We start from the raw sequence: 26,108 nt of genomic DNA, 5'->3' as shown, positions 1-26,108 counted from the left end.
CCGGGCCGGTGAGGAGGGGACATGTCGCGCTCAGCCGATCAGGTGGCCCCATCCGACGGCGCCGCGCCCGGGCGCGCTGCGCGCGTGCTCGGCATCGTGGCGGTCGTCGCCTCCGCCGGCGGGTTCGCTCTGGCATTCACGTCGGTGCGGTTCTCCGGCGCCCTCGTACTGCTGTTCGCGGGGTTCGTGCTCGCGATCGTCGCGCTGGTGCGGGCGGGCGGGCGTGCGCTCGGCGTGATCGCCCTCGTCATCGCGATCGCCGGCGCGGCGGTGGCGCTGGGGCCGGCCCTCTATGCGTTCTTCCTCGCGGCGACGCTCTCCCCGGGGTCCGGCTAGGCTCGAGGGCGTGCGCATCCGGCTCGACATCGCCTACGACGGCACGCACTTCCGCGGGTGGGCGCGTCAGCCGGGCCTGCGGACCGTGCAGGGCACGATCGAAGACGCGCTCGCGCGCATCCTCAGCGGGCAGCCGCGGCTGGTCGTGGCAGGGCGCACCGATGCGGGTGTGCACGCCCGGGGGCAGGTCGCCCACCTCGACCTCGACGACGACCAGCGCGAGCGGCTGCTCACGCGCACGCGGCGGGACGGGGCATCCGATCCCGTCGCACGCCTCGCCCATCGCGTGCGTGGCGCGCTCGGCGCCTATCCCGATGTGACGGTGCATCGCACCGCTGTGGCGCCCGAGGGCTTCGACGCGCGCTTCTCGGCGGTGTGGCGGCGGTATGAGTATCGGGTGGCCGACCTGGTGAGCGGCTACGACCCGCTCGAGCGGGCGCGGACGACGACGGTGCGTGCATCCCTCGATGTGGAGGCGATGGATGCCGCGGCCCGGTCGCTGATCGGTCTGCACGACTTCGCCGCGTACTGCAAGCCGCGCGAAGAGGCGACGACGATCCGCACGCTGCTCGAGTTCGACTGGCATCGCGCCGAGGACGGGGTGCTGGTCGCGAACATCCGCGCGGATGCGTTCTGCCATTCGATGGTGCGCGCGCTGGTGGGTGCGTGCGTGGCCGTCGGCGAGGGGCGGCTGTCGATCGAGGATGCCGCGCGGCTGCGCGATGCGGGCGCGCGCACGAGTGCGTTCAAGGTGCTGGCGGCGCGCGGGCTCACGCTCGCGGAGGTCGGCTATCCCGCCGATGAGCTGCTGGCGACGCGTGCCGAGCAGACGCGGGCGCGACGCGATCGCGAGTAGGGACCGATTCGCACTCTCGCAGAGCTTCTCATAGGGTTTTCATGGTCCCCCCATGACACCAGCCCGGACCCACTGCGCGTCCGGGCGACACGTGCCGCGTCTTCGGCACGGAGAGGAACTCATGAAGAAAGCCACACTCGCCCTCGCCTCGCTGGCCGTCGCCGGCTCTCTGGCGTTCACCGGCTGCGCCGCGGCGACGCCGGCCACCGGCGGCAAGACCGCTGCGAGCCAGGAGCAGCAGGTCTCCCAGGAGGGGCCGGCGTTCGCCGACATCGCCGACAAGGTCTCGGCCGACTACAAGAGCCTCACGTCGCTGAGCTTCACGGGCAACGTCGACAGCAACGGGACGAAGATGGATGTCACGGCCTCCGGCGAGCTCTCCGACACCGGTGACTTCACCCTGGCGATGAAGGGCAAGGTCAAGGGCGAGACGGCCGAGGCCACGATCGTGCGCGTGTCGGACAAGGTCTACATCAAGGCCTCCGAGCTGTTCTTCAAGAACAACCTCGGTGACTCGTCGGGCACGATGGCGAAGCTGCTGGGCGACAAGTACCTGCTGCTGCCCGAGGAGGCGACCGCGGGCATGGATTCGATGACGCTGAAGGGGCTCATGTCGTCGTTCGACGAGGAGTTCCCCACCGCCGACGACATGAAGGACCCGCAGGCCGCCGGCACGCTCGTCGACTTCGAGGGCCGACAGGTCTATTCGTACGCCGCGAAGGACGACATGACGTACTACATCACGACGGATGCCGAGCCGCAGCTGGCCGGCTTCTCGTCGACGGAGAACGGCAAGATCGTGCTCAGCGACTACAACAGTGCTCCGGCCGTGACGGCTCCGGCCGAGGACGAGGTCATGGACCTCAGCGCCCTGCAGCAACAGGCGGGCTGACTTCTCGCGTCATCGCCGCGCCGGTCCGCGGCGCGGCGATGACGCGGAGTCCGGGATCGTCTCCCTGCTGGTTGACAGAAAGAACCGTGGCCGTTCGTCAGGATCTCGGCCTACTCTGAGAGCACCATGAAGCTGATCTCGTACAACCTGCGCAAGCATCGGGCGGCCGGTGAGCTGACCGAACTCGTCGACGCACACGGCGCCGACCTGCTGTGCCTGCAGGAGTGCGACACCGACGACATCCCCTCCCAGATCGGTGATCTGCGACTGGCCGACGTCACGCACCGCAACCGGCTGGGCCTGGCCGTCTACTACCGCGTGCACATGTACCAGCCGCTCGAGGTGCGCTCGATCGGTCTGAAGAAGTCGCTGCACGACCGGGTGCTCAAGCCCGCGGAAGAACGGATGCTGGGGGTCCGTCTGCACGACATCGACCAGGGTCGCGACCTGGTCGTGGCGTCGTTCCATGCAGCACCGCTGACGGCGTTGAACTCGCTGCGGCGGCACCAGATCCGCACCGCGCTCGAGGAGCTCGGCGAGATGGGGGAGCGGAACGAACCGGCACTCATGGTGGGCGACTACAACTATCCGGTCTTCAAGGAGAACCTCGGCCAGGCGATCCGCGACCAGGGCTACGAGCTCACCCTCAGCGACACCCGCACCTACACGCGGTACCGCTACTTCCGCGGGTACTACGACTTCGCGACATCGAACGGGTTCGACATCGACCACATCCGCACGCTGCCGCAGGGGCTGAGCGACCACCTCCCCATCCTCGTGACCGCGCGGATGGCGACGCCCCATGTACGCCGCCGGCCTGCAGACGCGGTAGCCTGAGTAGGCGCACCGGTTCGTCTGGAAGGAAAAGCATGTTCATCCTCTGCTTCGTGCTGTTCGTCGCGGGCTTCGCCTGCTTCGGCTACGCCCCGTTCGTGGACGGCTGGGAATCGGTCATCTTCGTGCTCGGCCTTCTTCTGGTCTCGACTGCCATCGGCATCCCGATGCACAAGTCGCGCCACGACCACAAGACCAGCGAGCTGCCGTAACCACAGAGTTTCGCGATGCCGGGTCCCCTGAGGGGTGCCCGGCATCGCGCATTTGGCCGCGGCATCCCGATGCCCTAGACTGAGTCTTTGGTGCGTTCGCTCCTGCTGGCGCACACGAACGTGAGCCCTCCACTGGCGTGTTCGACGGTTTCCGACGAACCACCCCGGAGTGGGATTCACGAACCTCTCCGTTCGATCAAGAAAGCAGCACTACTGTGACGCGCACTTTCACTCCCAAGGCTGGCGAAGTCCAGCGCGAATGGCTGGTCATCGACGCCACTGACGTCGTTCTCGGCCGCCTGGCCTCGCACGCCGCCGCACTTCTGCGGGGCAAGCACAAGGCCACCTTCGCGAACCACATCGACACCGGCGACTTCGTCGTCATCGTCAATGCCGACAAGGTCGCCCTCACCGGCCAGAAGCTCCAGAAGAAGATCGCCTACCGCCACTCGGGCTACCCGGGCGGTCTGAAGGCGGTCAACTACGCCGAGCTGCTCGAGAAGAACCCGGTCCGCGCGGTGGAGAAGGCCGTCCGCGGCATGCTCCCCAAGAACTCGCTGGGCCGCCAGCAGCTGTCGAAGCTGAAGGTCTACGCCGGCGCCGAGCACCCGCACGCCGCGCAGCAGCCCACGCCGTACATCTTCGACCAGGTCGCCCAGTAAGCGCCGCAGACACAAAGGACCAACTCGTGGCGAACAACGACTCCACCGAACTGACCAACTACACCACCGAGAGCTCGGCCGAGACGGTCGTCGAGACCGCTCCCCGCCCCGTGCTCAGCGTTCCCGGCGCAGCTGTGGGCCGTCGCAAGCAGGCCATCGCCCGCGTGCGCCTCATCCCCGGCGAGGGCAAGATCACGATCAACGGCCGTGCGTTCGAGGACTACTTCCCGAACAAGCTGCACCAGCAGCTGATCACCGACCCGTTCACCGTGCTCGACCTGACCGGCTCGTACGACGTCGTCGCGCGCATCCACGGCGGCGGCCCCTCGGGCCAGGCGGGCGCCCTGCGCCTGGGCATCGCCCGTGCGCTGAACGAGATCGACGCCGGGAACAACCGCCCGACCCTCAAGAAGGCCGGCTTCCTCTCCCGCGACGCTCGCGTCAAGGAGCGCAAGAAGGCCGGTCTCAAGAAGGCTCGCAAGGCTCCTCAGTACTCGAAGCGCTGATCGGCCCCATGGCTCTCTTCGGCACGGATGGCGTGCGGGGGCTGGCCAACGGCCCCCTCACCGCCGATCTCGCGCTCACCCTGGCCCAGGCGACTGCCGTCGTCCTGGGCCAGGGCCGTACTGCCGACGCTCGTCGTGCAGCGGGCAAGCGCCTCACCGCCGTCGTCGCGCGCGACCCGCGCGTGTCGGGCGAGTTCCTGGCCGCGGCGGTCGCCGCCGGTCTCGCGGCATCGGGTGTCGACGTGCTCGATGCGGGCGTCATCCCGACCCCGGCGGCAGCGTTCCTGGTGGGATCGATCGACGCCGACTTCGGCGTCATGGTCTCGGCGTCGCACAACCCGGCCCCCGACAACGGCATCAAGATCTTCGCGCGCGGCGGGGTGAAGCTGCCCGACGTCGTCGAGCAGCGCATCGAGGCCGCCATGTCGCGCCCCAAGCTGCAGCCCACCGGCGCCGACGTCGGGCGGATCCGCCGTTTCGCCGACGCAGAAGACCGGTACGCCCTGCACCTGCTGTCGACGCTGCCGCACCGGCTCGACGGCATCCACGTCGTCCTCGACTGCGCGAACGGGGCCGCCGCCGGCGTCTCGCCCGAGACGTTCCGCGATGCCGGCGCCCGCGTCACCGTGATCGGTGCGGACCCCGACGGTGTCAACATCAACGACGGCGTCGGTTCGACGCACATCGACAAGCTGGCCCTCGAGGTCGTGCGCCTCGGCGCCGACGTCGGCATCGCCCACGACGGCGACGCCGACCGGTGTCTGGCGGTGGATGCCGCGGGCAACATCGTCGACGGCGACCAGATCATGGCGATCCTCGCGGTGTCGATGAAGGAGCGCGGCGAGCTCGCCGACGACACGCTCGTCGCCACCGTGATGAGCAACCTCGGGCTGCACCGGGCCATGGCCGCCCACGGCATCCGCGTCGAGCAGACGGCGGTCGGCGACCGCTACGTGCTCGAGCGCATGAACCAGGGCGGCTTCTCGCTGGGTGGCGAGCAGTCGGGTCACGTCATCATGAGCAAGCACGCCACCACCGGCGACGGCGTACTGACGGGCCTGCATCTGCTCGCCCGCATGGCGCAGACCGGTAAATCGCTCGAAGAGCTCGCCTCGGTCATGACGGTCTACCCGCAGGTGCTGATCAACGTCAAGGACGTCGACCGCACCCAGGTCGGTCACCCCGTCGTCGCCGCCGCCGTGCTCGAGGCCGAGGGATCGCTCGGAACGAGCGGCCGCGTGCTGCTGCGCGCATCGGGCACCGAGCAGCTCGTGCGCGTGATGGTCGAGGCCGCCGACGTGGATGTGGCCTCGGAGGTCGCAGGGCGTCTCGCCGACGTCGTGCGCGAGCATCTCGCACTGCCCGCATAGCTCGGCTCGTCGGGTTTATCGCCCGAGGTGGTCCCACGCCATCGACTCGATGTAGCGCAGGAGCACGCCCTCGCGCAGCGCCCACGGGCTGACCTCGAGCTCGCCGGCACCGAGCAGTTCCATCGCGGTGTGCAGCACCACGGCGCCCGCGACGATCTGGAACGTGCGGTCGGGGGTGATCCCGGGCAGTTCTTGGCGGGCGGATGCCGGAATGTGGGCGAGCCGCGGAATCCACGAGCCCAGCGCGGCGCGGGGCAGCAGCATCCGTTCGCTGCCGTTCCAGCCCGCGGCCGGAAATCCGGCGAGCCGCGCCAGCGATCGGATCGCCTTCGACGACCCGACGACGTGATCGGGCCGAGGCTGCGCGGCGAAGCGCTCGGCCACCGGCGTCAGCACCTCGCGCGCGTGCGCGCGCAGCGCCTCGACCGCGATGTCTCCGGGCGGGTCGTCGGGCAGGAACTGCACGGTCATCCGGCCGGCGCCCAGCGGCACGGATGCCGCGACGTCGGGCAGCTCGTCGGCACCGGTGGCCAGCTCGAGTGAGCCGCCGCCGATGTCGAAGAGCAGGATGTTGCCCGAGGCCCACCCGAACCAGCGACGCACGGCCAGGAACGTGAGTCGCGCCTCGGTCTCGCCGTCGAGCACCTGCAGCTCGGTGCCGAGGATCTCTTCGATCATCGCGATCACCTCGGCGCCGTTGGTTGCACCCCGCACCGCCGAGGTGGCGGTGGCGAGGAACTCGTCGATGTGCTCGCCTGCGACCAGATCGCGGGCACGGGTCGTGGCATCCCGCAGCGCTTCCACGCCTTCGGTGCTGATCGCGCCGTCGGGGGTGAGGAAGCGCATGAGGCGCACCACCGCGCGCTCGCTCGTCACCGCGAGCGGGCGGCCCCCGGGCCGGACGTCGGCCATCAGCAGGTGGACGGTGTTCGATCCGATGTCGAGGACGGCGAGGCGCACGGTGAAAGCGTAGTGCGCGCGGGTGCGGGGCGGGGAGGGGTCAGCCCATGACGCGCTTGGTGAGCGCCGCGACGTCACGGTCGAGGCTCGCGAAGCGGGCGTCCATCTCATGGTGCAGGTTGTCGATGCGGGCGTTCACCGCGTCGAACTGCGAGGTGATCGCGGCGAACTTGGCATCCGTGCCTTCGAATCGTGCGTTCATCTCCGTGCGCAGGCTGCCGATCTCGCCGCGGACGCTGCCGATCTCGCCGCGGAGACCGTCAGTGCTGGCTGTCATGGCGCGGGTGAGCAACGTGGTCATCAATGTCATGCCGCCGAGCATGATCGTGGTGAACACACCCAGCAGCACCCAGGTCTGCGGTTCGGTCACGATGTCCACGCCTCCATTGTCGTCCGGGCTCTTCGAGAATGCCACGTGCGAGGACGGTGCTCACCGCACGGTGAGCGATCTGTGGAGAAGCCGCCGTGCGGGCCGCCTGTAGAGAAGTCGCGGCGGCACGCTGCGGCATCCCTTCGTCGTGTTCATCCCGCAGGACGGGTTCGCGATCCCGGGGGTGTCGGCGGCGCTTCTCGGTGTGTGGGCGCGGATGTCCTGCGAGGCGGACATCCCATCAGTGTGCGTGCAGGGATGCCGCGGCTGCGATGATCCGATCGTTGGCCTCGGTCTCGGCGATCGTCGCACGGAGCCCCTCGCCGGAGAACGCGCGCACGACGAGGCCGTGCGTCTCGAACAGCCGCGCCCCCTCGTCGGTGTCGTCGCCGAGTGGGATCCACACGAAGTTCGTCTGCGTCTCGGGCACTGATACGCCCTGCTGCTGCAGGGCGGTCAATACGCGCTCGCGCTCGACGATGAGCGCATCGATGCGCTCCTGGAGCTCGCGACCGGCCTGCAGCGAGGCCAACGCAGCGGTCTGTGCCGGAGTCGTGACCCCGAAGGGCACCGCCATCTTGCGCATGGCTGAGGCGAGCTCTTCGTGTGCGACCGCGTATCCGATGCGCATGCCCGCCAGCCCATACGCCTTCGAGAACGTGTGTGCGACCACGATGTTGGGTCGGCGGCGGAAGACCTCCAGTCCGACGGCCGTGTCGGCGCGCCGGTTGAAATGCACGTACGCCTCGTCGAGGAGCACGGGGATGTGCGTGGGTACCCGATCGAGGAACTCCTCGAGCTCGGCCGCGCCGACGGTCGTGCCGGTCGGATTGTTCGGGTTGCAGACGATGATCAGACGCGTGCGGTCGGTGATCGCCGCAGCCATCGCGGGCAGGTCGTGGCGGTGATCTGCGGTCAGTGGTACCTCCACGGGCGTCGCGCCCGCGGTGCGTACGAGCATCGGATACGCCTCGAACGAGCGCCACGCATAGATGACTTCGTCACCGGGTCCGCTCGTGGCGCGGATGAGCTGCGAGACGATCTCGATGGAGCCGGCTCCGAACACGAGCTGCGCGGGCGAGACATCGAGTTCATCGGCGAGGCGCGCAGTGAGGGCGGATGCGGCCGACTCGGGGTAGCGGTTCATGCGCTCGAGCGTCGCGGCCACCGCGGAGCGGACCGAGGGCAGCGGGGGATACGGGTTCTCGTTCGACGAGATCTTGAACACCGTCTCCTCGTCGCCCGCGGCGACGGAGCGGCCCTGTCGATACGCCGGCACGGCATCCAGGTCCTCGCGCACGCGCACGGCACCCGTCTCTGTCGCAGACATCCTCTGATTCCTCTCCGGCCCGGCTCATTTGACTCGCCGTACCAATCAATTCATAATAACCATTATCGAGAATATCCGCACAGCCCGAAGATGTTCGAGGAGGAGCAGTGGCCGCAGCGACGCCGGATGAGCGCATCGACCTCGTCGTGCGAGGCATGCGGTGGGAAGCCGAGGGGGTGCTGCTACTGACGTTGGAGCGGCCTGACGGCGGCGCGCTGCCGGCCTGGGAGCCGGGCGCGCACATCGATCTGCGACTCCCCAATGACGTTGAGCGCCAGTACTCGCTGTGCTCGGACCCGGCTGACGCGTCGACATGGGATGTCGCGGTCCTGCGTGAGGATGTCAGCCGAGGCGGTTCCCGCTATGTGCACCGAGATCTGCGTCCCGGCGACCGAGTGCACAGCGGCCCGCCGCACAACAACTTCGCGCTCGCGCAGGCTTCGCAGACCGTCTTCGTCGCCGGGGGTATCGGTATCACCGCCATCCTGCCGATGATCCGTGCCGTCGCTGCGGCCGGGCGGCCGTGGAGACTCGCCTACCTCGGGCGCTCCCGCGAGCGGATGGCATACCTGCGGCATCCTGTTCTACAGGGTCCGGAGGTCACGGTCGTCTCGACCGATCGCGATCCGCGCCTGGAACTGAGGGAGTGGATCGGCGCGCCCGGCGCGCACGATGCCGTCTACGCATGCGGACCCGCGAGCATGCTCGACGCGCTCGAGGAGCTCAGCGGATCGTGGCCGCACGGCGTTCTGCACATGGAGCGGTTCCAACCCAAGGTCTATGCGGATGCCGGTGACGGGGAGACATTCGACGTCGAGGCCCGGCGCTCGGGCCTGAAGGTCACCGTGGAGCCGCACTGCACGATCCTGGAGATGCTCGAGCAGGCGGGCATCGGCGTGCCGAGCTCGTGCCTGGAGGGCGTGTGCGGCACATGCGAGACGACGATCATCGACGGTGAGGCCGAGCATCGCGACAGCATCCTGACCCCCGACGAGCGGGAGGCGAACGAGACGATGATGATCTGCGTCTCGCGCTCGAAGCTTCCCACGCTGGTCCTGGACATCTGAAGCAAGGGAGAGACATGGACACCGGAACCGCCTATGGTCTGCGCCAGGGGGCGCCGCTCTACGACCTCGCCCAGGTGGGGCCCGGCACGCCCTATGGCGAGGTGCTGCGCCGCTACTGGCAGCCGGTGGCGCTCGTCGAGAACGCCACCACCCGCCCCGCCCGCGTGCGGGTGCTGGGGGAGGAGCTCATCCTCTTCCGTACCCGCAAGGGCGTGCCGGCGCTGCTGCATCCGCGATGCATCCACCGCGGGGCATCGCTCTTCTACGGCGGCGTCGAGGACGAAGGCATCCGCTGCTGCTACCACGGCTGGGTCTTCGACCCCGAGGGGGTGTGCCTTGAGCAGCCATGCGAGCCTGAGCTCGGGCTGCACCGTGATCGCGTGCGTCAGCCCTGGTACCCCGTGCAGGAACAGTACGGTCTCATCTGGGTGTACATGGGCCCGCCCGAGAAGAAGCCGGTGCTGCCGCGCTACGACACCTTCGAGGACCTTCCCGACGGCGAGCAGCTCATCGTCAACGACGCCGGAGTCGGAGGAGGCGGACCCGCCGAACTCGACTTCAACTGGCTGCAGCACTGGGAGAACGTCATGGACCCGTTCCACGTGCCGATCCTGCATGCGCGTTTCAGTGGCAATCAGTTCACGCCCGAGATGGCGGTGATCCCTGAGGTGAGTTACGAGTACACGCCCACCGGTGTCCGCTCGATCCAGATGCGCGGACTCGGTGACGGACGACGGCTTCGCCGGGTGACCGAGGTCATGTTCCCCAACCTGCGGGTGGTGCCGAGTCCGAAGCTCGCTTCGGGGCAGACGAACATGATCGGGTGGGTCGTACCCGAGGACGACACGAACTTCCGCATCTTCACCGTCGCGCGCGACGAGGATCCTGCATTCCTCGCGAAGCTGCGCTCGACCCACGAGGGCAAGGCCTGGAAAGATCTCACCGATGCCGAGCACCAGCGGCTGCCCGGCGACTACGAATGCCAGAAGTCACAGGGCCCCATCTCGCTGCACAGCGACGATCACCTGACCACGACCGATCAGGGTGTGGCCATGGTGCGGCGCATGATGGCCAAGCAGACCAAGGTGGTCGCCCAGGGCGGCGATCCGGTCGGCCTCGTGTTCGACCCCGCCGACGCGCTCGTGCGCATCGACGGCGGCAACTACTTCGAGGGTGCGCCGGACGCGCCGCTGCTCGCCGACGCCGTCGAGGATTGAGCGATGACGCGGTACGAGGCGCGCCCGCCCCGCGGGGACCGCCCGCTGGCGGTGCTCGGCATCAGCGACGTCGTTGTCATCGAGGGGACGCCGAGCGTGCCGGTGACGATGCACCATGTGTCGGCGTGGGGGCGATGGGTTCGCGATGTGGCGGTGCCGGATGCCGCCCCTGACCTCATCCGGGTCCTCGCGCAGCGCTATGAGGTCGTGTGGGCCTCGGAGTGGGGGCACAACGCGCACACGGCTTTCGCCGAGGCGCTCGGGCTGCCCGCCGAGCCGTGGCCCTTCCTGCCCGTGCAGTTCGACAAGCTCGCGGTCATCCGCGACTATGCCCGGGGGCTGCCCTGGGTGTGGATCGACGGTCCCGTCGTCGATCTGCATGATCCCGGAGAGGTCGAGGACGGCGTGATCGTCCGAGTCGATCCGTCCTGCGGTATCGCAGGCGTCGATCTCGACGCGCTCGACGCCGCGGTGCGGGGGATCGTGCGATGACACTCCGCACGGATGCGGCACGGCTTCTGCCCGACCTCGTCCGTCTGCGCCGGAGGCTTCACGCGGACCCGGAAGTGGGCTTCGACCTGCCTCGGACGCAGGCCACCGTGCTCGCCGAACTCGATGCTCTGCCCCTGGAGGTCATGACGGGGCGGACCCTGTCGTCGGTGACTGCTGTGCTCCGCGGCGCGGCACCGGGACCCGCGGTGCTGCTACGCGCCGACATGGATGCTCTCCCCATCGTCGAGCAGACGGGGCTCGCGTTCTCGGCGTCGGGAGGCGCCATGCACGCCTGCGGTCATGATCTGCACACGGCGGGACTCATCGGCGCCGCGCGACTGCTGGCGGCACGGCGGGAGCGGATCGCGGGCTCTGTCGTGCTCATGTTCCAGCCCGGTGAGGAGGCGGGCGGGGGCGCGCCGCGGATGATCGCCGAGGGGGTGCTGGATGCCGCCGGGCCGCGCGTCTGCGCCGCTTACGGCATCCACGTGCTCCCCGGCCGGTCGGGCGTCTTCTCGACGCGCCCCGGCCCTCTGATGGCGGGCGCGAACCTGCTTCACGTGCAGATCACCGGCCGCGGCGGGCACGGCTCGCGGCCGCACCAGGCTGTCGACCCCGTGCCGGTGCTGGCCGAGCTCGTGCTCGCGCTGCAGACGTACACCACCCGCCGCGTCCCGGTGTCCGACCCCGTCGTCATCTCGGTGACGAGGCTGCACGCGGGCGACGCCGTCAATGTCATCCCTGACAACGCCGGGCTGTCGGCGAGCGTGAGGACCCTGTCTGCGACGGCGGTGAAGCGTCTGCGCCTCGAGTTGCCCGTTCTCGTCAGGGAGATCGCCGCGGCCTACGGGTGCCGCGCCGAGACGACGTTCGAGGTCGGCTATCCGGTCACCGTCAACGACGCGGTGTGTGCCATCGCGGCGCGGGACGTGCTGCGCAGTGAGTTCGGTCCCGAGCGCGTGGAGACGCTCGAATCGCCGATCATGGCGTCGGAGGACTTCTCGTTCGTGCTCGACGAGGTACCGGGCGCGTTCGTCTTCGTCGGCGCGACGCCGACGGGCATGCGTCCGGAGGACGCGGAGATGAACCATTCGCCGCGCGCGGTCTTCGACGACGCGATCCTCGGGGATCAGGCGGCGGCGCTGGCGGCTCTCGCGCTGCGGCACGTGACCGGTTGAGCGACGATCAGCGCCCGAGTGTGCGGTGGCGGACGATCGCGTCGCGCTGCAGCGTCTCGTCCTGCATGCGGATCGCCTCGACGAGGTCGCGGTGGATCTGCAGGCGTTCCTGGGTGTCGGGGTGGAAACCCATGACGTCGAACGTCGACGATTCGCCGACGCTCTCGGACTCGATGTAGTCGACGAGGTTCAGATAGAACGTGCGGAGCACGGCGTTCGGGGAGATCTCGGCGATGCGGCGGTGCAGGCGCCAGTTGCAATGCAGGCCGGCGACCGGGTCGCCCCAGACCTTCGTCAACTCGGCGAGGAGCTTGTCGAGATCCTTCAGGTCGGCAGCCGTGCGGTGCTCGGCGGCATCGCGCAGCACGGCTTCGTCGAGCGCGTCGAGCACCGCGACGATGTCGTTGACGGTCGCACCCTGCTGGCGCAGCTGCAGCACGCTGTGTGCGAGGCGGATCAGCGGCGACTGCTCGGCGACGAAGAGGCCACCGCCGGGCCCGGGCCTCACCTCGATGACCCCCCGCGCACGCAGCACCCGCATCGCCTCGCCGAGGGTGGCCGATGCCACTCCATATCGCTCGCAGAGCTCCTGCTTCGTACCGATCCGGAAGCCCGGTGCGAGCGACTCGCGCGCGATGCGATCCTCGATCTCGCGGACCAGGACGTCGGCGACGGAGTGGCCGATCCGTGCACGCCCGCCGAGGAAGGCGTGCTGCTCCGACTCGAACTCCCGCGAGAGCGATGTCATGGGTCCTCCGATGCTCGCGCCCCGCGGCGCCGTCTCATCACATCCTATGAACGTCGCCCCGACCGCGGCGGAAACGCGCCGAGATCGAGGTCATTTGCGACAAATGGATATAACGAATATGATCATACCTCTGGAACTCGACGTCGAGAGGACGGCATGGCTGACAACACGGGTGGAGACCTGCTCGCAGAATCACTGCTGGCTCAGGGCGTCGACAAGATCTTCGGTATTCCGGGCGTGCAGCTCGACCCCGCGGCCGACGCACTGTACCGGCGGTCGGATCGGATCGACTTCGTGTGCGCCCGCAACGAGCAGGCGACCACGTACATGGCCGATGGTTATTCGCGCAGCACCGGACGGGTCGGTGTCTCGATGGTCGTCCCGGGGCCGGGCGTGCTCAATGCGCTCGCGGGAGTGGCGACGGGATACTCCGCGAACTCGCGGATGCTGCTGCTGGCCGGGCAGATCGACTCCGGTGCGATCGGGAAGGGCCTTGGTGCCTTGCACGAGATCCCGGATCAGACCGGTATTCTGCGCACGCTCACGAAGTGGACGGGCAGTGCCCGACATGTCGATGAGATCCCGGGGCTCGTCACGGAGGCGTTCCGGCAGCTCAGCACTGGCAGGCCTCGCCCGGTCGCGCTCGAAGTGCCGCCGGATGTACTGGCGGCGCTCGGTTCCGCAGCCCCGGCCGGTGCCGTGGCGCCTGCGCCCACGGCTCCCGACGAGGGCGACATCCGCGCGGCGGCGGCCCTCCTCCGCGCGGCGCGCAAGCCGTTGATCATCGTCGGAGGGGGGGTGATCGCCGCCGACGCCTCTGCCGCGCTGCGTGAGGTTGCCGAGATCCTCGAGGCCCCCGTCCTGATGACCGAGAACGGTCGAGGTGCGATCGATGCCCGTCACCGGCTGGCGTTCGATGCGCTCGCGTTGCGCGCGTTCCGCGGTGAAGCCGATCTGGTCCTGGCCGTCGGCACGCGGTTCGTCTCGACTTTCGGCACCCCGCTGGACACCGCCGGCGCCCCGGCGATCCTCATGAACGCCGAAGCCGCCGATCTCGAGGGCCCCCGGGTGGCGGCAGTGCGTGTGCTCACCGACGCGCGTCTCGGTCTGGACGCGCTCGCAGCCGAGCTGGGGCATCCTGCCCGTGAGGACCGGTCCGCAGAGTTCGCCGCCGTTCGCGCGTGGCTGGCCGCGCAGTTCGACGACATCGCACCGCAGCGCGAGTATCTCGCGGCGATCCGTGGGGTGCTGCCCGAGGACGGGGTGTTCGTCAGCGAGTTCACGCAGGTCGGGTACGCCGCCAGTGCGTGCTACCCCGCGTACCTTCCGCGCACCTACATCGGTCCGGGATATCAGGGCACGCTCGGATACGGGTTCGCCACGGCGCTCGGCGTCAAGGCGGCTGACCCCGGGCGCGCCGTGGTGTCCGTCAACGGCGACGGCGGCTTCTCATGGACGCTGCAGGAGCTGTCCACGATGAAGAAGTACGGTCTGGGTCTGGCGGCCGTCGTCTTCCACGACGGCTTCTACGGCAATGTTCGTCGCATCCAGAAGAACCGCTTCGGTGCGCGCTACTTCGCAACCGATCTGACCAACCCCGACTATCCGTCGCTCGCCCGTGCCTTCGGTGTGGCGAGCGCGACGGCTTACGACCCCGCCTCGCTGCGCGGTGTGCTCGCCGAGGCGGTGACCGCCCAGGAGCCGATCCTCATCGACGTGCCGGTCGGGGAGTTCCCCTCGCCCTGGCACCTGATCCATGAGGGTGTGCCGCGTCCCGAGCCGCTCCCGGTCGGCGCACATCTCGTACCGGCACCGCTCGTCACGGAAGGTTCGGGCGCATGAGCGCCGTGGCGGGTCACGTCATCGGCGGCCGCGTCGAATCGCCACAGGGGTGTGCGGTCATCGAGGTGGTCAACCCCGCCGACGGCGCCGTGGTCGGGGCCGTGGTGTCCGGGGATGCCGGTGACGTCGACCGGGCCGTCGCCGCAGCCCGTGCGGCGCTGCCCGGGTGGGCGGCCGCCCCGATGGAGGAGCGCATCCGCATCGTGGAGGCACTGGCGGCCGGACTGGACGAGCATCGCGAGCGGCTCGCAGCAACTCTGACCGCTGAGATGGGCACGCCCATCGCGTTCGCCCGCGCGGCGCAGGTGGGCGTCGCGATCGCTGATCTGCGGCAGCTGATCGCAGCGGCGCGAGAGCACGTCTCCGCGGAAGCCGTCTCGAACAGCCTCGTCGTGACCGAGCCCGTCGGCGTCGTCGCCGCCATCACGCCGTGGAACTTTCCGCTGCACCAGATCATGCTCAAGCTCGGTGGGGCGCTCCTGGCCGGTTGCACCGTGGTGCTCAAGCCGAGCGAGGTCGCGCCTCTGAACGCCGTCATCGTCGCCGAGATCTTGGACGCCATCGGTCTGCCGGCCGGCGTCGTCGATGTCGTCTTCGGAGACGGACCCGCTGTCGGCGAGCCGCTCGCGGCGCACCCCGATGTCGACATGGTCACGTTCACCGGCTCACGGGCCGTCGGCGAGCGTATCGCCCGCGCGGCGAGCGCGACCGTCACGCGTGTCGCGCTCGAACTGGGCGGAAAGTCGGCCGCTGTCATTCTCGACGACGCACCGCTGGAGGCATCCGTCGCCGGTGTTCTGGCGTCGTGCTTCGCCAACGCGGGGCAGACCTGCGCCGCGCTGACGCGGGCACTCGTCCCCGAAACGATCAAGAGCAGGTGGGAGGATGCCGCGGTCGCGGCCGCTCAGACGTGGATGCCCGGTGATCCACGCGACGAGGACACCCGCATGGGACCGCTCGCCTCGGCCGCGCAGCACTCGCGAGTCGTGGCTCACATCACGCGAGCGCAGGAGGAGGGCGCGCGGCTGCTCGTCGGCGGCACGCAGGCGCTGGAGATCGGGGAGGCCTACGTGCGCCCCACCATCTTCACTGACGTCGATCCCGACATGGCGCTCTTTCGCGACGAGGTGTTCGGGCCCGTCCTCGCGATCACCGGCTACCGGACGATCGACGAGGCCGTCGCCCTCGCCAATGACAGTGACTACGGTCTGTCCGGCGGGGTGTGGTCGGCCGATGAGGTACGCGCGCTCGAGATCGCCCTGCGGCTGCGTACGGGCACCGTCGGCATCAATGGCGCCGGCCTCGATGTCGGTGCGCCGTTCGGCGGGTACAAGCAGTCCGGACTGGGGCGGGAGGCCGGCCGCCTGGGCTTTGAAGAGTTCCTCGAGGTCAAGTCCGTCATGGGCGCTGCCCACCTCGTGAAGACGTCATGAAGAACACACTCGATCGTTACACCGACGCAACATCCACAACGACATAATTGATAACAATCATTTGAGCGGATGCGAAGGAGCATCCCCGGAGAAAGGACCACTCATGAGACGAGGCGCTATCGCCCTGGTCGGTGCGCTCGGCGTCACCGCGCTGGCCCTGTCCGCGTGCAGCGGGGGAGGAGGAGGCGCATCGGGCACCGCGAGCACCGATATCACGGTATCGCTCACGGGCGACCCCGGTGATCTGAACCCGATCACGAACGCGACCGAAGCGGGCCAGATCGTGGCGTCGTACGCGTACGAGTCGCTCGTCTCGTTCCCAGCCGGCAAGGACCCCGTCGGCGCCATCGCGAAGAGCTGGACGGAGTCGACGACCCAGGTCGAGTTCACTCTCAAGGACGGTGTCACGTGCGCCGACGGCACGCCCTTGACCGCTTCCGACGTCAAGGCGAGTTTCGAGTACGCCGGCGCCGAGAAGACCGGTTCACCGTACAAGGGCGTCTACTTCCCCGCCTCGGGGCTGACAATCGATGCCGACGACACCGCCGGCACAGTCACGTTCACCAGCGCCGACCCGCAGAGCTTCCTGCTCGGCACGATCGGGCTCATGCCCATCGTCTGCGCGGCCGGGAGCAAGGACCCCGCCCAGCTGAACACGACGTCGATGGGCACCGGACCGTACACGCTGACGGCGTCGACGGCGGGGCAGAGCTACACCTTCACGCTGCGCGACGACTACACGTGGGGCGCGGGGGACGTGACGTCGAAGACAGCCGGGCTTCCCAAGAAGGTGACGCTCAAGGTCGTCGACAGCGAGTCGACCGTCGCGAACATGCTGCAGCAGAGCGAGCTGAACATCGGCATGGTGGCGGGCTCCGACCGCGACCGGCTCGACAGCCTCGACCTCAAGAAGATCGAGGTGCCCACTCGTCCCGGCCTGCTGTTCTTCAACCAGGCGAAGGGCCGCGCGACCAACGACATCGCCGTGCGCACGGCCCTCGCCTCGGCGATCGACCGTGACGCCGTCGGGAAGGTCTCGTCCGACGGACGTGGCACCCCGATGAAGACGCTGGTGAGCACGTTCTCGAACGTGTGCACGGGCGCGGATGCATCGTCGGCACTCCACGCCTACGATCAGGCGGCCGCGGGGTCGGCCCTGGATGCGGCAGGCTGGACGGTCGGCTCCGACGGAGTACGGGAGAAAGACGGGAAGAAGCTCTCGCTCGTGCTGCTGTACCCCGGGAACTCCGACGACTCGGTGGTCTCCGGCATCGAACTCATCCAGCAGGAGCTGGCGAAGATCGGCGTGAAGGCGACCCCCACCCCGTCGCCGTCGTACACCGACGTCATCTTCTCGGGTGGTGACTGGGACCTCATCTGGGCGCCCATCTCGACGACACTGCCCAGCGACTGGCAGGGCATCATGTCGGGCGACTTCCCGCCGAACGGGGGCAACTGGACGTACAACACGAACCAGGAGTTCTTCGACCTGGCCGCACAGGCGCAGAAGCTGGCCGGCGACGACAGCTGCGACGCGTGGACCGCGGCGCAGAAGTCGCTGATCTCGGATGCCGACATCCTTCCGTTCTACGAGTCCAGCGAGACCTACTACGGCAGCGGCGTCACGTTCGGAGTGAACTCCGGCGGCATCGTCGCCCCGCTGACGGTGCGGGTGTCAGAGTAAACGGATGACGGCACTCGCCCCTACGCCCACGGCTGTCGTGGCGGCCTCCGAACGTCGGAGCCGCCGCGGCAGCCCGTGGCTGCGCTTCCTCGTCGGCCGGGTGTGGCGTGCCCTGGTCGCGATGTGGGTCATCGTCACGGCGGCGTTCATCGTGCTGCGGGTGGCCGGCGGCGACCCGGTGCGGGCGGCGCTGGGTGTCACGGCCGATCCATCGGTTGTGCAGGCGCGACGCGAGCAGCTTGGTCTCGACCGGCCGCTCATCGTGCAGTATGCCGATTATCTGTGGGGGCTGTTGCACGGCGATTTGGGCGTGTCCCTGATCACGGGGCGCTCCGTGAACGAGATCGTGGCCGGCCGTCTCCCCGCGACGCTCGAACTCGCCGGGATATCGTTCGCCGTGATCCTCCTGGTGGCGGTGCCCGTCGGACTGTTCGTCGCGATCCTCACGCAGGGCGGGCGGCGACGCGGCGTCGAGGTCACGTTCACCGGCATCACCTCGTTCATCGCCGCGGTGCCCGAGTACCTCCTCGGCGTCCTGCTCATCATCGTCTTCGCCATCGCACTGCACGCCCTGCCGGTCGCGGGCCAGAGCGGACCGGCCTCGTACGTCCTTCCGGTGGCGGCCCTCTCGATCGCCTCCTCGGCGTCCATCGCCCGCATCGCCCGCATCGAGGCGCTGGCGACGCTCGGCGACGACTACGTGCGCACCGCGCGGTCGAAGCGCCTGCCGGCGGCGATGATCTACTTCAAGCACGCCCTGCCGAACATGCTGACCGCGACGCTCACGATCGGCGGCACGATGCTCGGCACGATGGTGGCCAGCGGCGTGCTCGTCGAGCAGGTCTTCAACTGGCCCGGCATGGGCACCGCGTTCGTACAGGCCATCACGTCGAAGGACTACGGCATCGTGCAGGGGCTCGCGCTCGTGTACGCCGCGATCATCCTCGTCGTCAACCTGCTCGTCGACGTCGTCCTCTCGATCCTCGACCGTCGCACGACCCTCATGGAGACCGCATGATCCGCCGGCGTATGGCACTGCCGACACAGCCGATGGCCGTCATCACGACCGTCATGCTGCTGATCCTCGTGCTCGTCGCGATCTTCGCGCCGATGTGGTGGGGTGAGCAGGCAGTGGCGGCCGATCCCGACGCCATCGGTCTGCCCCCGTCGTCCGAGCACTTGCTGGGCACTGACAAGCTGGGTCGCGACATCCTGCTGCGCACGCTCGTCGCGACCCGGCTCTCGCTGGTCATGGCGTTGGCGGCGACGGGACTCGGCGCGGTCGCGGGCCTCGTGCTGGGCGCGCTCCCGGCCGTGCTCGGACCGCGGGCGCAGCGCTGGTTCGCCGATGTCATCGCGACCTGGCTGGCCTTCCCCGTGCTGCTGCTGGCGATGCTCACCGTCATCCTGCTCGGACCGGGAGCCATCACCGCGGTCGTCGCGCTGGCCGTGACGATGGTGCCGTCGTTCGCACGACTCGCACAGACGCTCTCGGCGCGCGTCGCCGGCGCGGAATACCTCGCAGCGGCCCGCATGCTGGGCGTCTCGCGGGGCCGTCAGTTCACCCACTACGTGCTGCCGAACATCGCCGAGCCGGTCATCGTCAACGTCACGATGTCTGTCGGGGGAGGGCTGCTCGCGCTGTCGAGCCTGAGCTTCCTCGGCATCGGCGTGCAGCCGCCCCAGTTCGACTGGGGCCGGATGCTGTCGGAAGGATTTGCACAGGTCTATGTGTCACCGATCGCGGCGATCGGGCCGGGCGTCGCCGTCGTGTTCGCGGGACTCGCCTTCAGCCTCTTCGGTGAGGCGCTGGCCGCATTCCTGCGCAATCGCGGAGGCTCGCGGGCCCTCTCCCGTCGGCGGCTGGGCCCTGCGCCGCGGGCCGCAACGCCTGCGCAGCAGTCTGCTCCTCCTGCGTTACTGGAGGTCGAAGGGCTGTGCGTCTCGTTCCCGGGTGAGAGTGGATGGCAGCGGATCGTGCGGGACGTCAGCTTCCGTGTCGAGGCGGGAGAACTCGTCGGCGTCGTGGGCGAGTCCGGCAGCGGGAAGAGCGTCACCCTCATGTCGGTGGCGCAGCTGGCCCCCGCCGGCGCCGCCGTCACGGCATCCCGTATCTCGTTCGACGGCACCGATATCGCGCCGCTGTCGGATCGCCAGGCGTCCAAGGCGCTCGGCACGAAGGTCGGCGTCGTCTTCCAGGACTCACTGACAGCCCTGAACCCGGCGCTCCGCGTCGGTGGGCAGTTGGCCGAGGTGCCGCGCGTGCACGGTGGATCGAGCCGCGCCGACGCGCATCGTCAGGCGGTCGAAGCACTCGGTCGCGTCGACATCCCCAACCCCGAGCAGCGCGCGCAGCAGTTCCCGCACGAGTTCTCCGGGGGGATGCGGCAGCGTGCACTCATCGCGATGTCGCAGATGGGATCCCCCTCGCTCATCATCGCCGACGAGCCGACGACGGCTCTCGACGTCACGGTGCAGCGGCGCGTGCTCGTCATGCTGCGCAAGGAGTGCGCCGACAACGGCGCGGCCGCCATCGTCGTCTCGCATGACATCGCCGTGCTGGGCGAGCTCTGCCGCCGCATCATCGTCATGTATGCGGGGCGCATCGTCGAGGATGTCGATGCGACACTGCTGGCCCGGTCCGATGCGCTCGCACACCCGTACACGCGCGCCCTTGCCGCCTCGCTGCCCGACCTCGACACCGACCGGTCCGCGCCGCTCGCCACGATACCCGGCGAACCGCCCGACCTGTCGCAGGAGCTGCCTGGATGTGCGTTCGCAGCACGTTGCCCGTTCGCGACCGACCGCTGTCGCACCGAGGCGCCGCCCCTGCGCGCCCACGCGCATGGCGGACGTGTGGCCTGCTGGCACCCGCAGGACGGGATGTCGCGCGAAGAGCGTCCCCGTGCGGAGGTGACCGTCTGATGGCGGATCTGGTCATCGACGATCTCGTCGTCACGTTCGGCCATGGTCGGCGATCCTTCACCGCCGTCGACGGTGTCTCCTTGACGGTGCCGCACGGGCGCATCGTGGGGCTCGTCGGAGAGTCCGGCTCCGGGAAGTCGACCGTGGCGCGCACGGTCGCGGGATTCCAGAAGGCCGTCTCCGGCAGCATCCGGCTCGGCGATCGCGATCTGCTTGTGCACCGCGGATCGGCGCGCGAACGCGCACGTGATGTGCAGATGGTCTTCCAGGACCCGTACTCGTCGCTGAACCCGCGCATGACGGTGGGGGAGACACTCGCCGAGGCGCTCACCATCCACCTCGGACGTGACGGCGCCGGTCCCGCCGCCGTCGGCGAGCTGCTCGAGCTCGTGCGGCTGAAGGCGAGCGCGGGTGACCGCTACCCGGCCCAGCTGTCGGGCGGCATGCGGCAGCGCGTCGCGATCGCTCGCTGCCTCGCCGTACGCCCGCAGCTGATCGTCGCCGACGAGATCACCTCGGCGCTGGACGCGTCGGTGCAGGGCGCGGTGCTGAACCTGATCCGAGACCTGCAGCGCGAGCTCGGCCTGTCCGTCCTGTTCATCACGCACAATCTCGCTGCCGTCCGCTACATCGCCGACACGACCGCCGTCATGCGGCATGGGCAGATCGTCGAGACCGGCGATGCGGCCGAGATCGTCGCGCACCCGCGGCATGACTACACGCGCAGCCTCGTCGCCGCGATCCCGCGGATCGAGCACGCCGGCACCGACCACCTGCTGACCGCCCTGGAGGCAACACCGTGACCCTCGTCGACGACGCCCGCGCACTACTCCCGGACCTGGTGCGGCTGCGCCGGGAGATCCACGCCGACCCCGAGTTGGCCCTGCGCCTGCCCCACACGCAACAGCGCGTGATCGCCGCGCTGGACGGCCTGGGGCTGGAGATCACCCGCGGAGAGGGCTTGGACTCGGTGGTCGCGGTGCTGCGCGGGGGGCATCCCGGCCCGGCCGTGCTCCTTCGCGGCGACATGGACGCCCTGCCGCTGCACGAGCAGGCCGATGTGCCGTTCCGTGCGACCGGCGACGCCATGCACGCGTGCGGACACGACCTTCACGTGGCCGGTCTGGTGGGTGCCGCCCGCCTGCTCGCGGCCCGGCGTGACGAGCTGCACGGCGATGTCGTGTTCATGTTCCAGCCGGGCGAGGAAGTGGGCGACGGCGCACGACTCATGGTCGAGGAGGGTCTGCTGGAGATCACCGGCACGCGGGTGGCAGCAGCCTACGGTCTTCATGTGGTCGCCGGACCGCGAGGGATCTTCTCCACCCGGCCCGGCCCGCTCATGGCGGGGGCGTTCGAGCTGCAGGTCACCGTGCGCGGCAAGGGCGGCCACGCGTCGCAGCCGCACTTCGCGGTCGATCCCGTGCCGCCGACCGCCGAGATCGTCACGGCGCTGCAGTCGTACGCGACGCGGCGTCACGACGTGTTCGATCCCGTCGTCATCACCGTGACGCAGCTGCAGGCAGGGGCGGCCGCGTTCAACGTCATCGAGGGGACGGCTCGACTCGGAGCATCCATTCGCGTGCTGTCGGCGCCCGCACATGAGCGGGTCGTCGCCGAGATCCCGGCTCTGATCGAGCACATCGCCGCCGCCCACGGCTGCACGGCCGAGGTGCGGCTCGAGCTCCTGTGTCCGCCGCTGTCGAACGACGCCGAGCTCGGTCGCCGCGCACTGGAGACGCTGGCGGACACGTTCGGGCAGGATCGCGTCTGGGTGACTCCCGAACCGGTCATGGGCTCAGAGGATTTCAGCTACGTGCTGCGCGAGGTGCCCGGCGTCTACTTCTTCCTCCGCGCGACGCCGGCGGACATCGATCCCGAGCAGGCGGCGCCCAATCACACGCCGCATGTCGTGTTCGACGACTCTGTGCTCGGTGACCAGGCCGCGGCGCTCGCCGCCGTCGCGCTGACGCACCTGAACGCATGAGCGGTGTGACGGAGGCGAGGCCCGCCGTTGAGCACGCGCGCACTCGTCATCGCATCGGCGATCTCGATGTGGCGGCCGTCGTCGAGACGACGCCGCTGGTCGTGGACGGCCTGCCTGTCGGTGACGCGTGGACGTACTCGTATTCGGTCGGTTCGGGCCGGCGCCCCGTACTGTTCCTGTTCAATGGGGGCCCGGGGTGCTCGTCGGTGTGGCTCCACCTGAGTGGACTCGGCCCGTTCGGCGCGGCCGTTCCCGCTGACCTCACTCAGACCGCGTTGCCCGAGGAGCCGCTGATCCCGGTGGGCGACAGCCTCCTTGACGCCGCGGACCTCGTCTTTCTCGACCCGGTCGACACCGGCTTCTCGCGCCGTGACCCGCGCGCCGACGTCAGCGCGATCTCCGGCACTGACCGTGATGCGGACCTCACCACCGCCGTCATCCGCGCCTGGCTCGTGCGCCACGGACGCGTCGGTTCACCGGTCTTCCTGCTGGGTGAGAGCTACGGCACGATCCGCGCAGCACTGACGGCGACGCGGCTGCGCGAGGAGGGGGCGTCCGTGGCGGGCATCGCTTTCCTCGGACAATGCCTGAACGCACAGGAGACCACGCAACGCCCCGGAAACCCTGCGGGCTTCGTCGCGGCGCTGCCGTTCCTCGCGGCGACCGCCTGGTATCACGGTCGCGGCGCGTACCGCGATGCCGACCTCGACGAGCTGGTGTGCCGAGCGCACGCCTTCGCGATCGGACCGTATGCGCAAGCGCTCTCGCAGTCAGCCCTCGAGCCGTCGATGGTGGATGCCGTCGCCGGCTACACCGGGCTCACCACCGGTCAGGTCCGCGAGCGCAGACTGCGCATCGACAAGGAGGAGTTCCGGACGATCCTCCTGCCGGGCCGGGTCGTCGGGCTGACCGACACGAGATACACCGTGGATGCCGCACCCGCAGGTTCCACGCAGCCGGAGCTCGACGCCGCCGACGTGCGACTCGATCCGGTCTTCACGGCGGCGTCTCAGCAGCTGTTCGGCCGGCTCGGTGTGACGCAGGTCGTGGGATACCGCTTCGCCGCGGCATCCCACGAGCACTGGGACTATCTCGAGGCGTCCGCCGTCGGCCGCTTCGGAGGAAGCGCCCTGCCATCCCCGTTCGCGGTCTTCGATTATCCGGCACATCTGTCGGCGCTGCTGCGGGCCGACTCGGGCGCGCGGCTGTTCTTCGGCACCGGGCATTTCGACGCGCTGACGACCGTCGGCTCACTTGAACACCTGCTCGTGCAGTACGGGCTGCCGGCCAGCCGTGTGACGCAGGGCCGCTACCCGGGCGGCCACATGATGTACACCGACCCGGTCAGCCGCTCGGCGCTGGTCGGCGACCTGCGCGCCTTTCTGCGCGGCTGACCGCACCGGCTCACACCTGCACGGGGGTGTGGTCGGTGGCGTCGGTGTAGAAGTCGTGCAGGTCACGCGCCATCCGTGCCACGACCTGCTCGTCGACGAACGTCATGTGTCCAGACTCGTAGAAGCGGAAGCGCACGTTCTCGCGCAGCCGCGGTGCGAGATAGAGCTTCGCGATGTCGACCTCGGCGCCGAAGAACGGCGTGGCGAGGTCGTAGACGCCGCCCATGACGGCCACCTTGAGGTTCGGGTTGCGCCGCAGTGCCGCCGACAGGTCGAGGCTCACATCAGGGATCGGTGTGGGGCCGTCGATGCCCGGCGCCTTGTGATGCCAGTCCCACCGGGGTTCGATGTGCATGTTGTACAGGTGCCGGTAGTGCAGCTCGGTCGTGTATCCGAGGTCGACGGCGACGTGCTCGCGGAACGTCGACAGATGGGCGCTGTTCACCCCCGCGGTTGCGGCATCGTCGGTGGCGGGGTCGTGCGAACCTGTGCCGACCACGTACTGGTGCTCGGCGGTGAACCGCGTGTCGAACCGACCGATCACGCGACCTTCCTGCTTCATCAGCGCATAGCGGAACGGCTCCATGCCGATGCGGAAATGGTGCGACAGCACGTCGTCGGTCTCCAGGCCGGTGAAGTCGGCGAAGCGCTCGGCGACGACGCGCTCCTCATCGGGATCGATGCGGTCGCCCTGCTGCAATGCATGCGCGTAAGGTCCCTGGGCGAACGCGCGCGCCTGCGCGAGCAGGTCTTCGAGTGAACCGGCTTCGACGCGCGAACGACCGTGATAGCGAGCGGTCGCGGCGAACGACGGGAGCAGGTTGATGTGCTCCTGGTCGAGTCCGAGGTTGTTCTCGGCCCAGTTGAGCATCGTCGACAGCAGCACGACGCCGTTGAAGTCGAGCCCCTGGTTCTGCAGTCGATGCACAAGCGCGCTGGCGCGTGTCGTGCCGTAGGACTCGCCGAACAGGAACCGCGGGGCGTTCCAATTGTTCGTGATCGACAGGTAGCGTGTGATCGCCCGTGCGAAGACGTCGGCATCCTGGTCGACACCCCACACGCGATCGCCGCGCGTGTCGCCGGCCAGCCGTGAGTACCCGGTGCCGGGGGCATCGAGGAACACGAGGTCGCTGTCGGCGAGCAGCGTGTGCGGATTGTCGCCGACCGTGTAGGGAGCCGGGGCCGTCGCCGTCGGGGTCGCAGTGGGCGCTCGGTGCGGACCGAAACCACCGATGTTCAGCCACAAGCTCGCCGAACCGGGGCCGCCGTTGAACAGGAAGGTGATCGGTCGCCGCGGTGCCCCCGCCGAGCGATCGGCGACGTACGCGAGATAGAACATGCTCGCCAGTGCGGTGTCGTCATCGTCCCGCACCAGGACTGTGCCGGCGGTGGCCGTGTAATCGAGCGTTCCTGAAGTGAGGGCGATCGTGTGCCGTGACGTCACGGCCTCCTCGCTGAGTGGGGAGGAGGACTCCGGCTCGGTCATGGTGCTCCTATCGAATAGAACGATTAGTACGAATAGAGTACCGTCGCCGGCCGCGAGAAGCGACTCCGCCTCCGGTGGCGGGTCGCGCTCCGCACGCGAACCTCTGAAACATGCATGAGTACGCCACGTGGCAAGCGCTTACATGGTGAGGGAGGGCGGAACTCCGTATTTTGAAGGCAATAGGCGCCAGAAACCGCTCCCAAATCTGTAAACGCTTGCAGAGTATTCCGGATCGCAATACACTCGCCGACAGTGCAGTGGACGGGATGCCGCCACGAGCCGTCCGAGTTCCGCTGCCGACGCTGCGCGAGTCGTCAGTGGCGCAGCCGT

Annotated in this window: 25 protein-coding genes; 20 read left to right on the top strand and 5 right to left on the bottom strand. The window is 69.0% G+C overall.

The genetic code is table 11. The features are described from left to right. The first annotated feature begins 21 nt into the window (after window positions 1-21). The 8 genes from ABMQ42_RS06520 to glmM all read left to right on the top strand — a co-directional run bounded on the left by ABMQ42_RS06520 (window position 22) and on the right by glmM (window position 5,668). A complete protein-coding gene (locus tag ABMQ42_RS06520; protein WP_349722044.1) occupies window positions 22-336 on the top strand; it encodes a hypothetical protein in 315 nt (104 codons plus the stop codon). Between the two features lie 10 nt (window positions 337-346). Next, window positions 347-1,192, top strand: a complete 846-nt coding sequence (truA, locus tag ABMQ42_RS06515; RefSeq protein WP_349722043.1) for a tRNA pseudouridine(38-40) synthase TruA — start codon at window positions 347-349, stop codon at window positions 1,190-1,192. 121 nt (window positions 1,193-1,313) lie between these two features. Continuing rightward, window positions 1,314-2,084, top strand: a complete 771-nt coding sequence (locus ABMQ42_RS06510) for a hypothetical protein (RefSeq protein WP_349722042.1) — start codon at window positions 1,314-1,316, stop codon at window positions 2,082-2,084. Between the two features lie 126 nt (window positions 2,085-2,210). After that, window positions 2,211-2,921: an endonuclease/exonuclease/phosphatase family protein gene (locus ABMQ42_RS06505; protein WP_349722041.1), complete on the top strand. Its 711-nt coding sequence runs from the start codon at window positions 2,211-2,213 to the stop codon at window positions 2,919-2,921. Window positions 2,922-2,953: 32 nt separating this feature from the next. Next, entirely contained in the window at window positions 2,954-3,130 is a 177-nt protein-coding gene (locus ABMQ42_RS06500; protein ID WP_275277490.1) for a hypothetical protein, read from the top strand. 215 nt (window positions 3,131-3,345) lie between these two features. Continuing rightward, on the top strand, window positions 3,346-3,792 hold the full coding sequence (rplM, locus tag ABMQ42_RS06495; RefSeq protein ID WP_349722040.1) for a 50S ribosomal protein L13: 447 nt from the start codon (window positions 3,346-3,348) through the stop codon (window positions 3,790-3,792). Between the two features lie 26 nt (window positions 3,793-3,818). Next, on the top strand, window positions 3,819-4,298 hold the full coding sequence (rpsI, locus tag ABMQ42_RS06490) for a 30S ribosomal protein S9 (protein WP_349722039.1): 480 nt from the start codon (window positions 3,819-3,821) through the stop codon (window positions 4,296-4,298). Between the two features lie 8 nt (window positions 4,299-4,306). Beyond that, window positions 4,307-5,668 (top strand): phosphoglucosamine mutase, encoded by a 1,362-nt coding sequence (glmM, locus tag ABMQ42_RS06485; RefSeq protein WP_349722038.1) that lies wholly within the window; start codon window positions 4,307-4,309, stop codon window positions 5,666-5,668. 15 nt (window positions 5,669-5,683) lie between these two features. Here the strand turns inward: glmM and ABMQ42_RS06480 are convergent, their stop codons facing one another. The 3 genes from ABMQ42_RS06480 to hisC form a co-directional block, all read right to left on the bottom strand. Then, the gene (locus ABMQ42_RS06480) at window positions 5,684-6,628 is read right to left on the bottom strand and encodes a Ppx/GppA phosphatase family protein (protein WP_349722037.1); all 945 of its coding nucleotides are present in this window, start codon (window positions 6,626-6,628) and stop codon (window positions 5,684-5,686) included. A 40-nt stretch (window positions 6,629-6,668) separates the two neighbouring features. After that, window positions 6,669-7,007, bottom strand: a complete 339-nt coding sequence (locus tag ABMQ42_RS06475) for a hypothetical protein (RefSeq protein ID WP_349722036.1) — start codon at window positions 7,005-7,007, stop codon at window positions 6,669-6,671. Window positions 7,008-7,239: 232 nt separating this feature from the next. Then, the gene (gene hisC, locus ABMQ42_RS06470) at window positions 7,240-8,328 is read right to left on the bottom strand and encodes a histidinol-phosphate transaminase (RefSeq protein WP_349722035.1); all 1,089 of its coding nucleotides are present in this window, start codon (window positions 8,326-8,328) and stop codon (window positions 7,240-7,242) included. 107 nt (window positions 8,329-8,435) lie between these two features. Here hisC and ABMQ42_RS06465 point away from each other — a divergent pair, with 107 nt between their 5' ends. Genes ABMQ42_RS06465 through ABMQ42_RS06450 form a run of 4 tightly spaced genes read left to right on the top strand, consistent with a single transcriptional unit; the run spans window position 8,436 to window position 12,282 of the window. Beyond that, entirely contained in the window at window positions 8,436-9,395 is a 960-nt protein-coding gene (locus ABMQ42_RS06465; protein WP_349722034.1) for a PDR/VanB family oxidoreductase, read from the top strand. Between the two features lie 14 nt (window positions 9,396-9,409). Further along, complete coding sequence (locus ABMQ42_RS06460; RefSeq protein WP_349722033.1) at window positions 9,410-10,612, top strand: Rieske 2Fe-2S domain-containing protein; 1,203 nt, start codon at window positions 9,410-9,412, stop codon at window positions 10,610-10,612. 3 nt (window positions 10,613-10,615) lie between these two features. Then, window positions 10,616-11,104, top strand: coding sequence for a hypothetical protein (locus ABMQ42_RS06455; protein WP_349722032.1), 489 nt, complete (start codon window positions 10,616-10,618; stop codon window positions 11,102-11,104). Continuing rightward, window positions 11,101-12,282: a M20 metallopeptidase family protein gene (locus ABMQ42_RS06450; protein WP_349722031.1), complete on the top strand. Its 1,182-nt coding sequence runs from the start codon at window positions 11,101-11,103 to the stop codon at window positions 12,280-12,282. Before ABMQ42_RS06455 ends, ABMQ42_RS06450 begins: the two co-directional genes overlap by 4 nt. Before the next feature lie 7 nt (window positions 12,283-12,289). Here the strand turns inward: ABMQ42_RS06450 and ABMQ42_RS06445 are convergent, their stop codons facing one another. Next, the gene (locus ABMQ42_RS06445) at window positions 12,290-13,030 is read right to left on the bottom strand and encodes a FadR/GntR family transcriptional regulator (protein WP_349722030.1); all 741 of its coding nucleotides are present in this window, start codon (window positions 13,028-13,030) and stop codon (window positions 12,290-12,292) included. Between the two features lie 156 nt (window positions 13,031-13,186). Here ABMQ42_RS06445 and ABMQ42_RS06440 point away from each other — a divergent pair, with 156 nt between their 5' ends. From ABMQ42_RS06440 to ABMQ42_RS06405, 8 genes are all read left to right on the top strand, one after another. Next, window positions 13,187-14,872, top strand: a complete 1,686-nt coding sequence (locus tag ABMQ42_RS06440) for a thiamine pyrophosphate-dependent enzyme (protein WP_349722029.1) — start codon at window positions 13,187-13,189, stop codon at window positions 14,870-14,872. Continuing rightward, window positions 14,869-16,305, top strand: coding sequence for an aldehyde dehydrogenase family protein (locus ABMQ42_RS06435; RefSeq protein ID WP_349722028.1), 1,437 nt, complete (start codon window positions 14,869-14,871; stop codon window positions 16,303-16,305). The genes ABMQ42_RS06440 and ABMQ42_RS06435 overlap by 4 nt, the downstream gene beginning before the upstream one ends. A gap of 103 nt (window positions 16,306-16,408) precedes the next feature. Then, entirely contained in the window at window positions 16,409-17,989 is a 1,581-nt protein-coding gene (locus tag ABMQ42_RS06430; RefSeq protein ID WP_349722027.1) for an ABC transporter substrate-binding protein, read from the top strand. A 4-nt stretch (window positions 17,990-17,993) separates the two neighbouring features. Continuing rightward, complete coding sequence (locus tag ABMQ42_RS06425) at window positions 17,994-19,007, top strand: ABC transporter permease (protein ID WP_349722026.1); 1,014 nt, start codon at window positions 17,994-17,996, stop codon at window positions 19,005-19,007. Further along, window positions 19,004-20,914 carry a dipeptide/oligopeptide/nickel ABC transporter permease/ATP-binding protein gene (locus ABMQ42_RS06420; RefSeq protein WP_349722025.1) on the top strand — a complete coding sequence of 637 codons (1,911 nt, stop codon included), beginning with the start codon at window positions 19,004-19,006 and terminating at the stop codon, window positions 20,912-20,914. Before ABMQ42_RS06425 ends, ABMQ42_RS06420 begins: the two co-directional genes overlap by 4 nt. After that, entirely contained in the window at window positions 20,914-21,717 is an 804-nt protein-coding gene (locus ABMQ42_RS06415) for an ABC transporter ATP-binding protein (RefSeq protein ID WP_349722024.1), read from the top strand. The genes ABMQ42_RS06420 and ABMQ42_RS06415 overlap by 1 nt, the downstream gene beginning before the upstream one ends. After that, entirely contained in the window at window positions 21,714-22,898 is a 1,185-nt protein-coding gene (locus ABMQ42_RS06410; protein ID WP_349722023.1) for a M20 metallopeptidase family protein, read from the top strand. The genes ABMQ42_RS06415 and ABMQ42_RS06410 overlap by 4 nt, the downstream gene beginning before the upstream one ends. After that, window positions 22,895-24,292, top strand: coding sequence for a S10 family serine carboxypeptidase-like protein (locus ABMQ42_RS06405; protein ID WP_349722022.1), 1,398 nt, complete (start codon window positions 22,895-22,897; stop codon window positions 24,290-24,292). The genes ABMQ42_RS06410 and ABMQ42_RS06405 overlap by 4 nt, the downstream gene beginning before the upstream one ends. 10 nt (window positions 24,293-24,302) lie before the next feature. On the opposite strand, the gene ABMQ42_RS06400 is transcribed toward ABMQ42_RS06405, so the two are convergent. Beyond that, the gene (locus tag ABMQ42_RS06400; protein WP_349722021.1) at window positions 24,303-25,778 is read right to left on the bottom strand and encodes a S10 family peptidase; all 1,476 of its coding nucleotides are present in this window, start codon (window positions 25,776-25,778) and stop codon (window positions 24,303-24,305) included. Between the last annotated feature and the right edge of the window lie 330 nt (window positions 25,779-26,108).

The organism is Microbacterium sp. KR10-403 (assembly GCF_040196215.1).
In the GTDB taxonomy this organism is placed as follows: domain Bacteria; phylum Actinomycetota; class Actinomycetes; order Actinomycetales; family Microbacteriaceae; genus Microbacterium.
The sequence above is the reverse complement of the archived record's forward strand: the minus strand, read 5'-3'. Positions and strand labels throughout refer to the sequence as shown.

Bases quoted from the DNA above. Each gene is read 5' to 3' on its own strand.
- ABMQ42_RS06510 (WP_349722042.1), top strand. From the start codon at position 1,314: ATGAAGAAAGCCACACTCGCCCTCGCCTCGCTGGCCGTCGCCGGCTCT.
- ABMQ42_RS06520 (WP_349722044.1), top strand. From the start codon at position 22: ATGTCGCGCTCAGCCGATCAGGTGGCCCCATCCGACGGCGCCGCGCCC.
- ABMQ42_RS06420 (WP_349722025.1), top strand. From the start codon at position 19,004: ATGATCCGCCGGCGTATGGCACTGCCGACACAGCCGATGGCCGTCATC.
- ABMQ42_RS06435 (WP_349722028.1), top strand. From the start codon at position 14,869: ATGAGCGCCGTGGCGGGTCACGTCATCGGCGGCCGCGTCGAATCGCCA.
- ABMQ42_RS06425 (WP_349722026.1), top strand. From the start codon at position 17,994: ATGACGGCACTCGCCCCTACGCCCACGGCTGTCGTGGCGGCCTCCGAA.
- ABMQ42_RS06500 (WP_275277490.1), top strand. From the start codon at position 2,954: ATGTTCATCCTCTGCTTCGTGCTGTTCGTCGCGGGCTTCGCCTGCTTC.
- hisC (WP_349722035.1), bottom strand. From the start codon at position 8,328: ATGTCTGCGACAGAGACGGGTGCCGTGCGCGTGCGCGAGGACCTGGAT.
- glmM (WP_349722038.1), top strand. From the start codon at position 4,307: ATGGCTCTCTTCGGCACGGATGGCGTGCGGGGGCTGGCCAACGGCCCC.
- ABMQ42_RS06460 (WP_349722033.1), top strand. From the start codon at position 9,410: ATGGACACCGGAACCGCCTATGGTCTGCGCCAGGGGGCGCCGCTCTAC.
- ABMQ42_RS06400 (WP_349722021.1), bottom strand. From the start codon at position 25,778: ATGACCGAGCCGGAGTCCTCCTCCCCACTCAGCGAGGAGGCCGTGACG.
- ABMQ42_RS06455 (WP_349722032.1), top strand. From the start codon at position 10,616: ATGACGCGGTACGAGGCGCGCCCGCCCCGCGGGGACCGCCCGCTGGCG.
- ABMQ42_RS06450 (WP_349722031.1), top strand. From the start codon at position 11,101: ATGACACTCCGCACGGATGCGGCACGGCTTCTGCCCGACCTCGTCCGT.
- ABMQ42_RS06415 (WP_349722024.1), top strand. From the start codon at position 20,914: ATGGCGGATCTGGTCATCGACGATCTCGTCGTCACGTTCGGCCATGGT.
- ABMQ42_RS06505 (WP_349722041.1), top strand. From the start codon at position 2,211: ATGAAGCTGATCTCGTACAACCTGCGCAAGCATCGGGCGGCCGGTGAG.
- ABMQ42_RS06430 (WP_349722027.1), top strand. From the start codon at position 16,409: ATGAGACGAGGCGCTATCGCCCTGGTCGGTGCGCTCGGCGTCACCGCG.
- ABMQ42_RS06445 (WP_349722030.1), bottom strand. From the start codon at position 13,030: ATGACATCGCTCTCGCGGGAGTTCGAGTCGGAGCAGCACGCCTTCCTC.
- ABMQ42_RS06405 (WP_349722022.1), top strand. From the start codon at position 22,895: ATGAGCGGTGTGACGGAGGCGAGGCCCGCCGTTGAGCACGCGCGCACT.
- ABMQ42_RS06440 (WP_349722029.1), top strand. From the start codon at position 13,187: ATGGCTGACAACACGGGTGGAGACCTGCTCGCAGAATCACTGCTGGCT.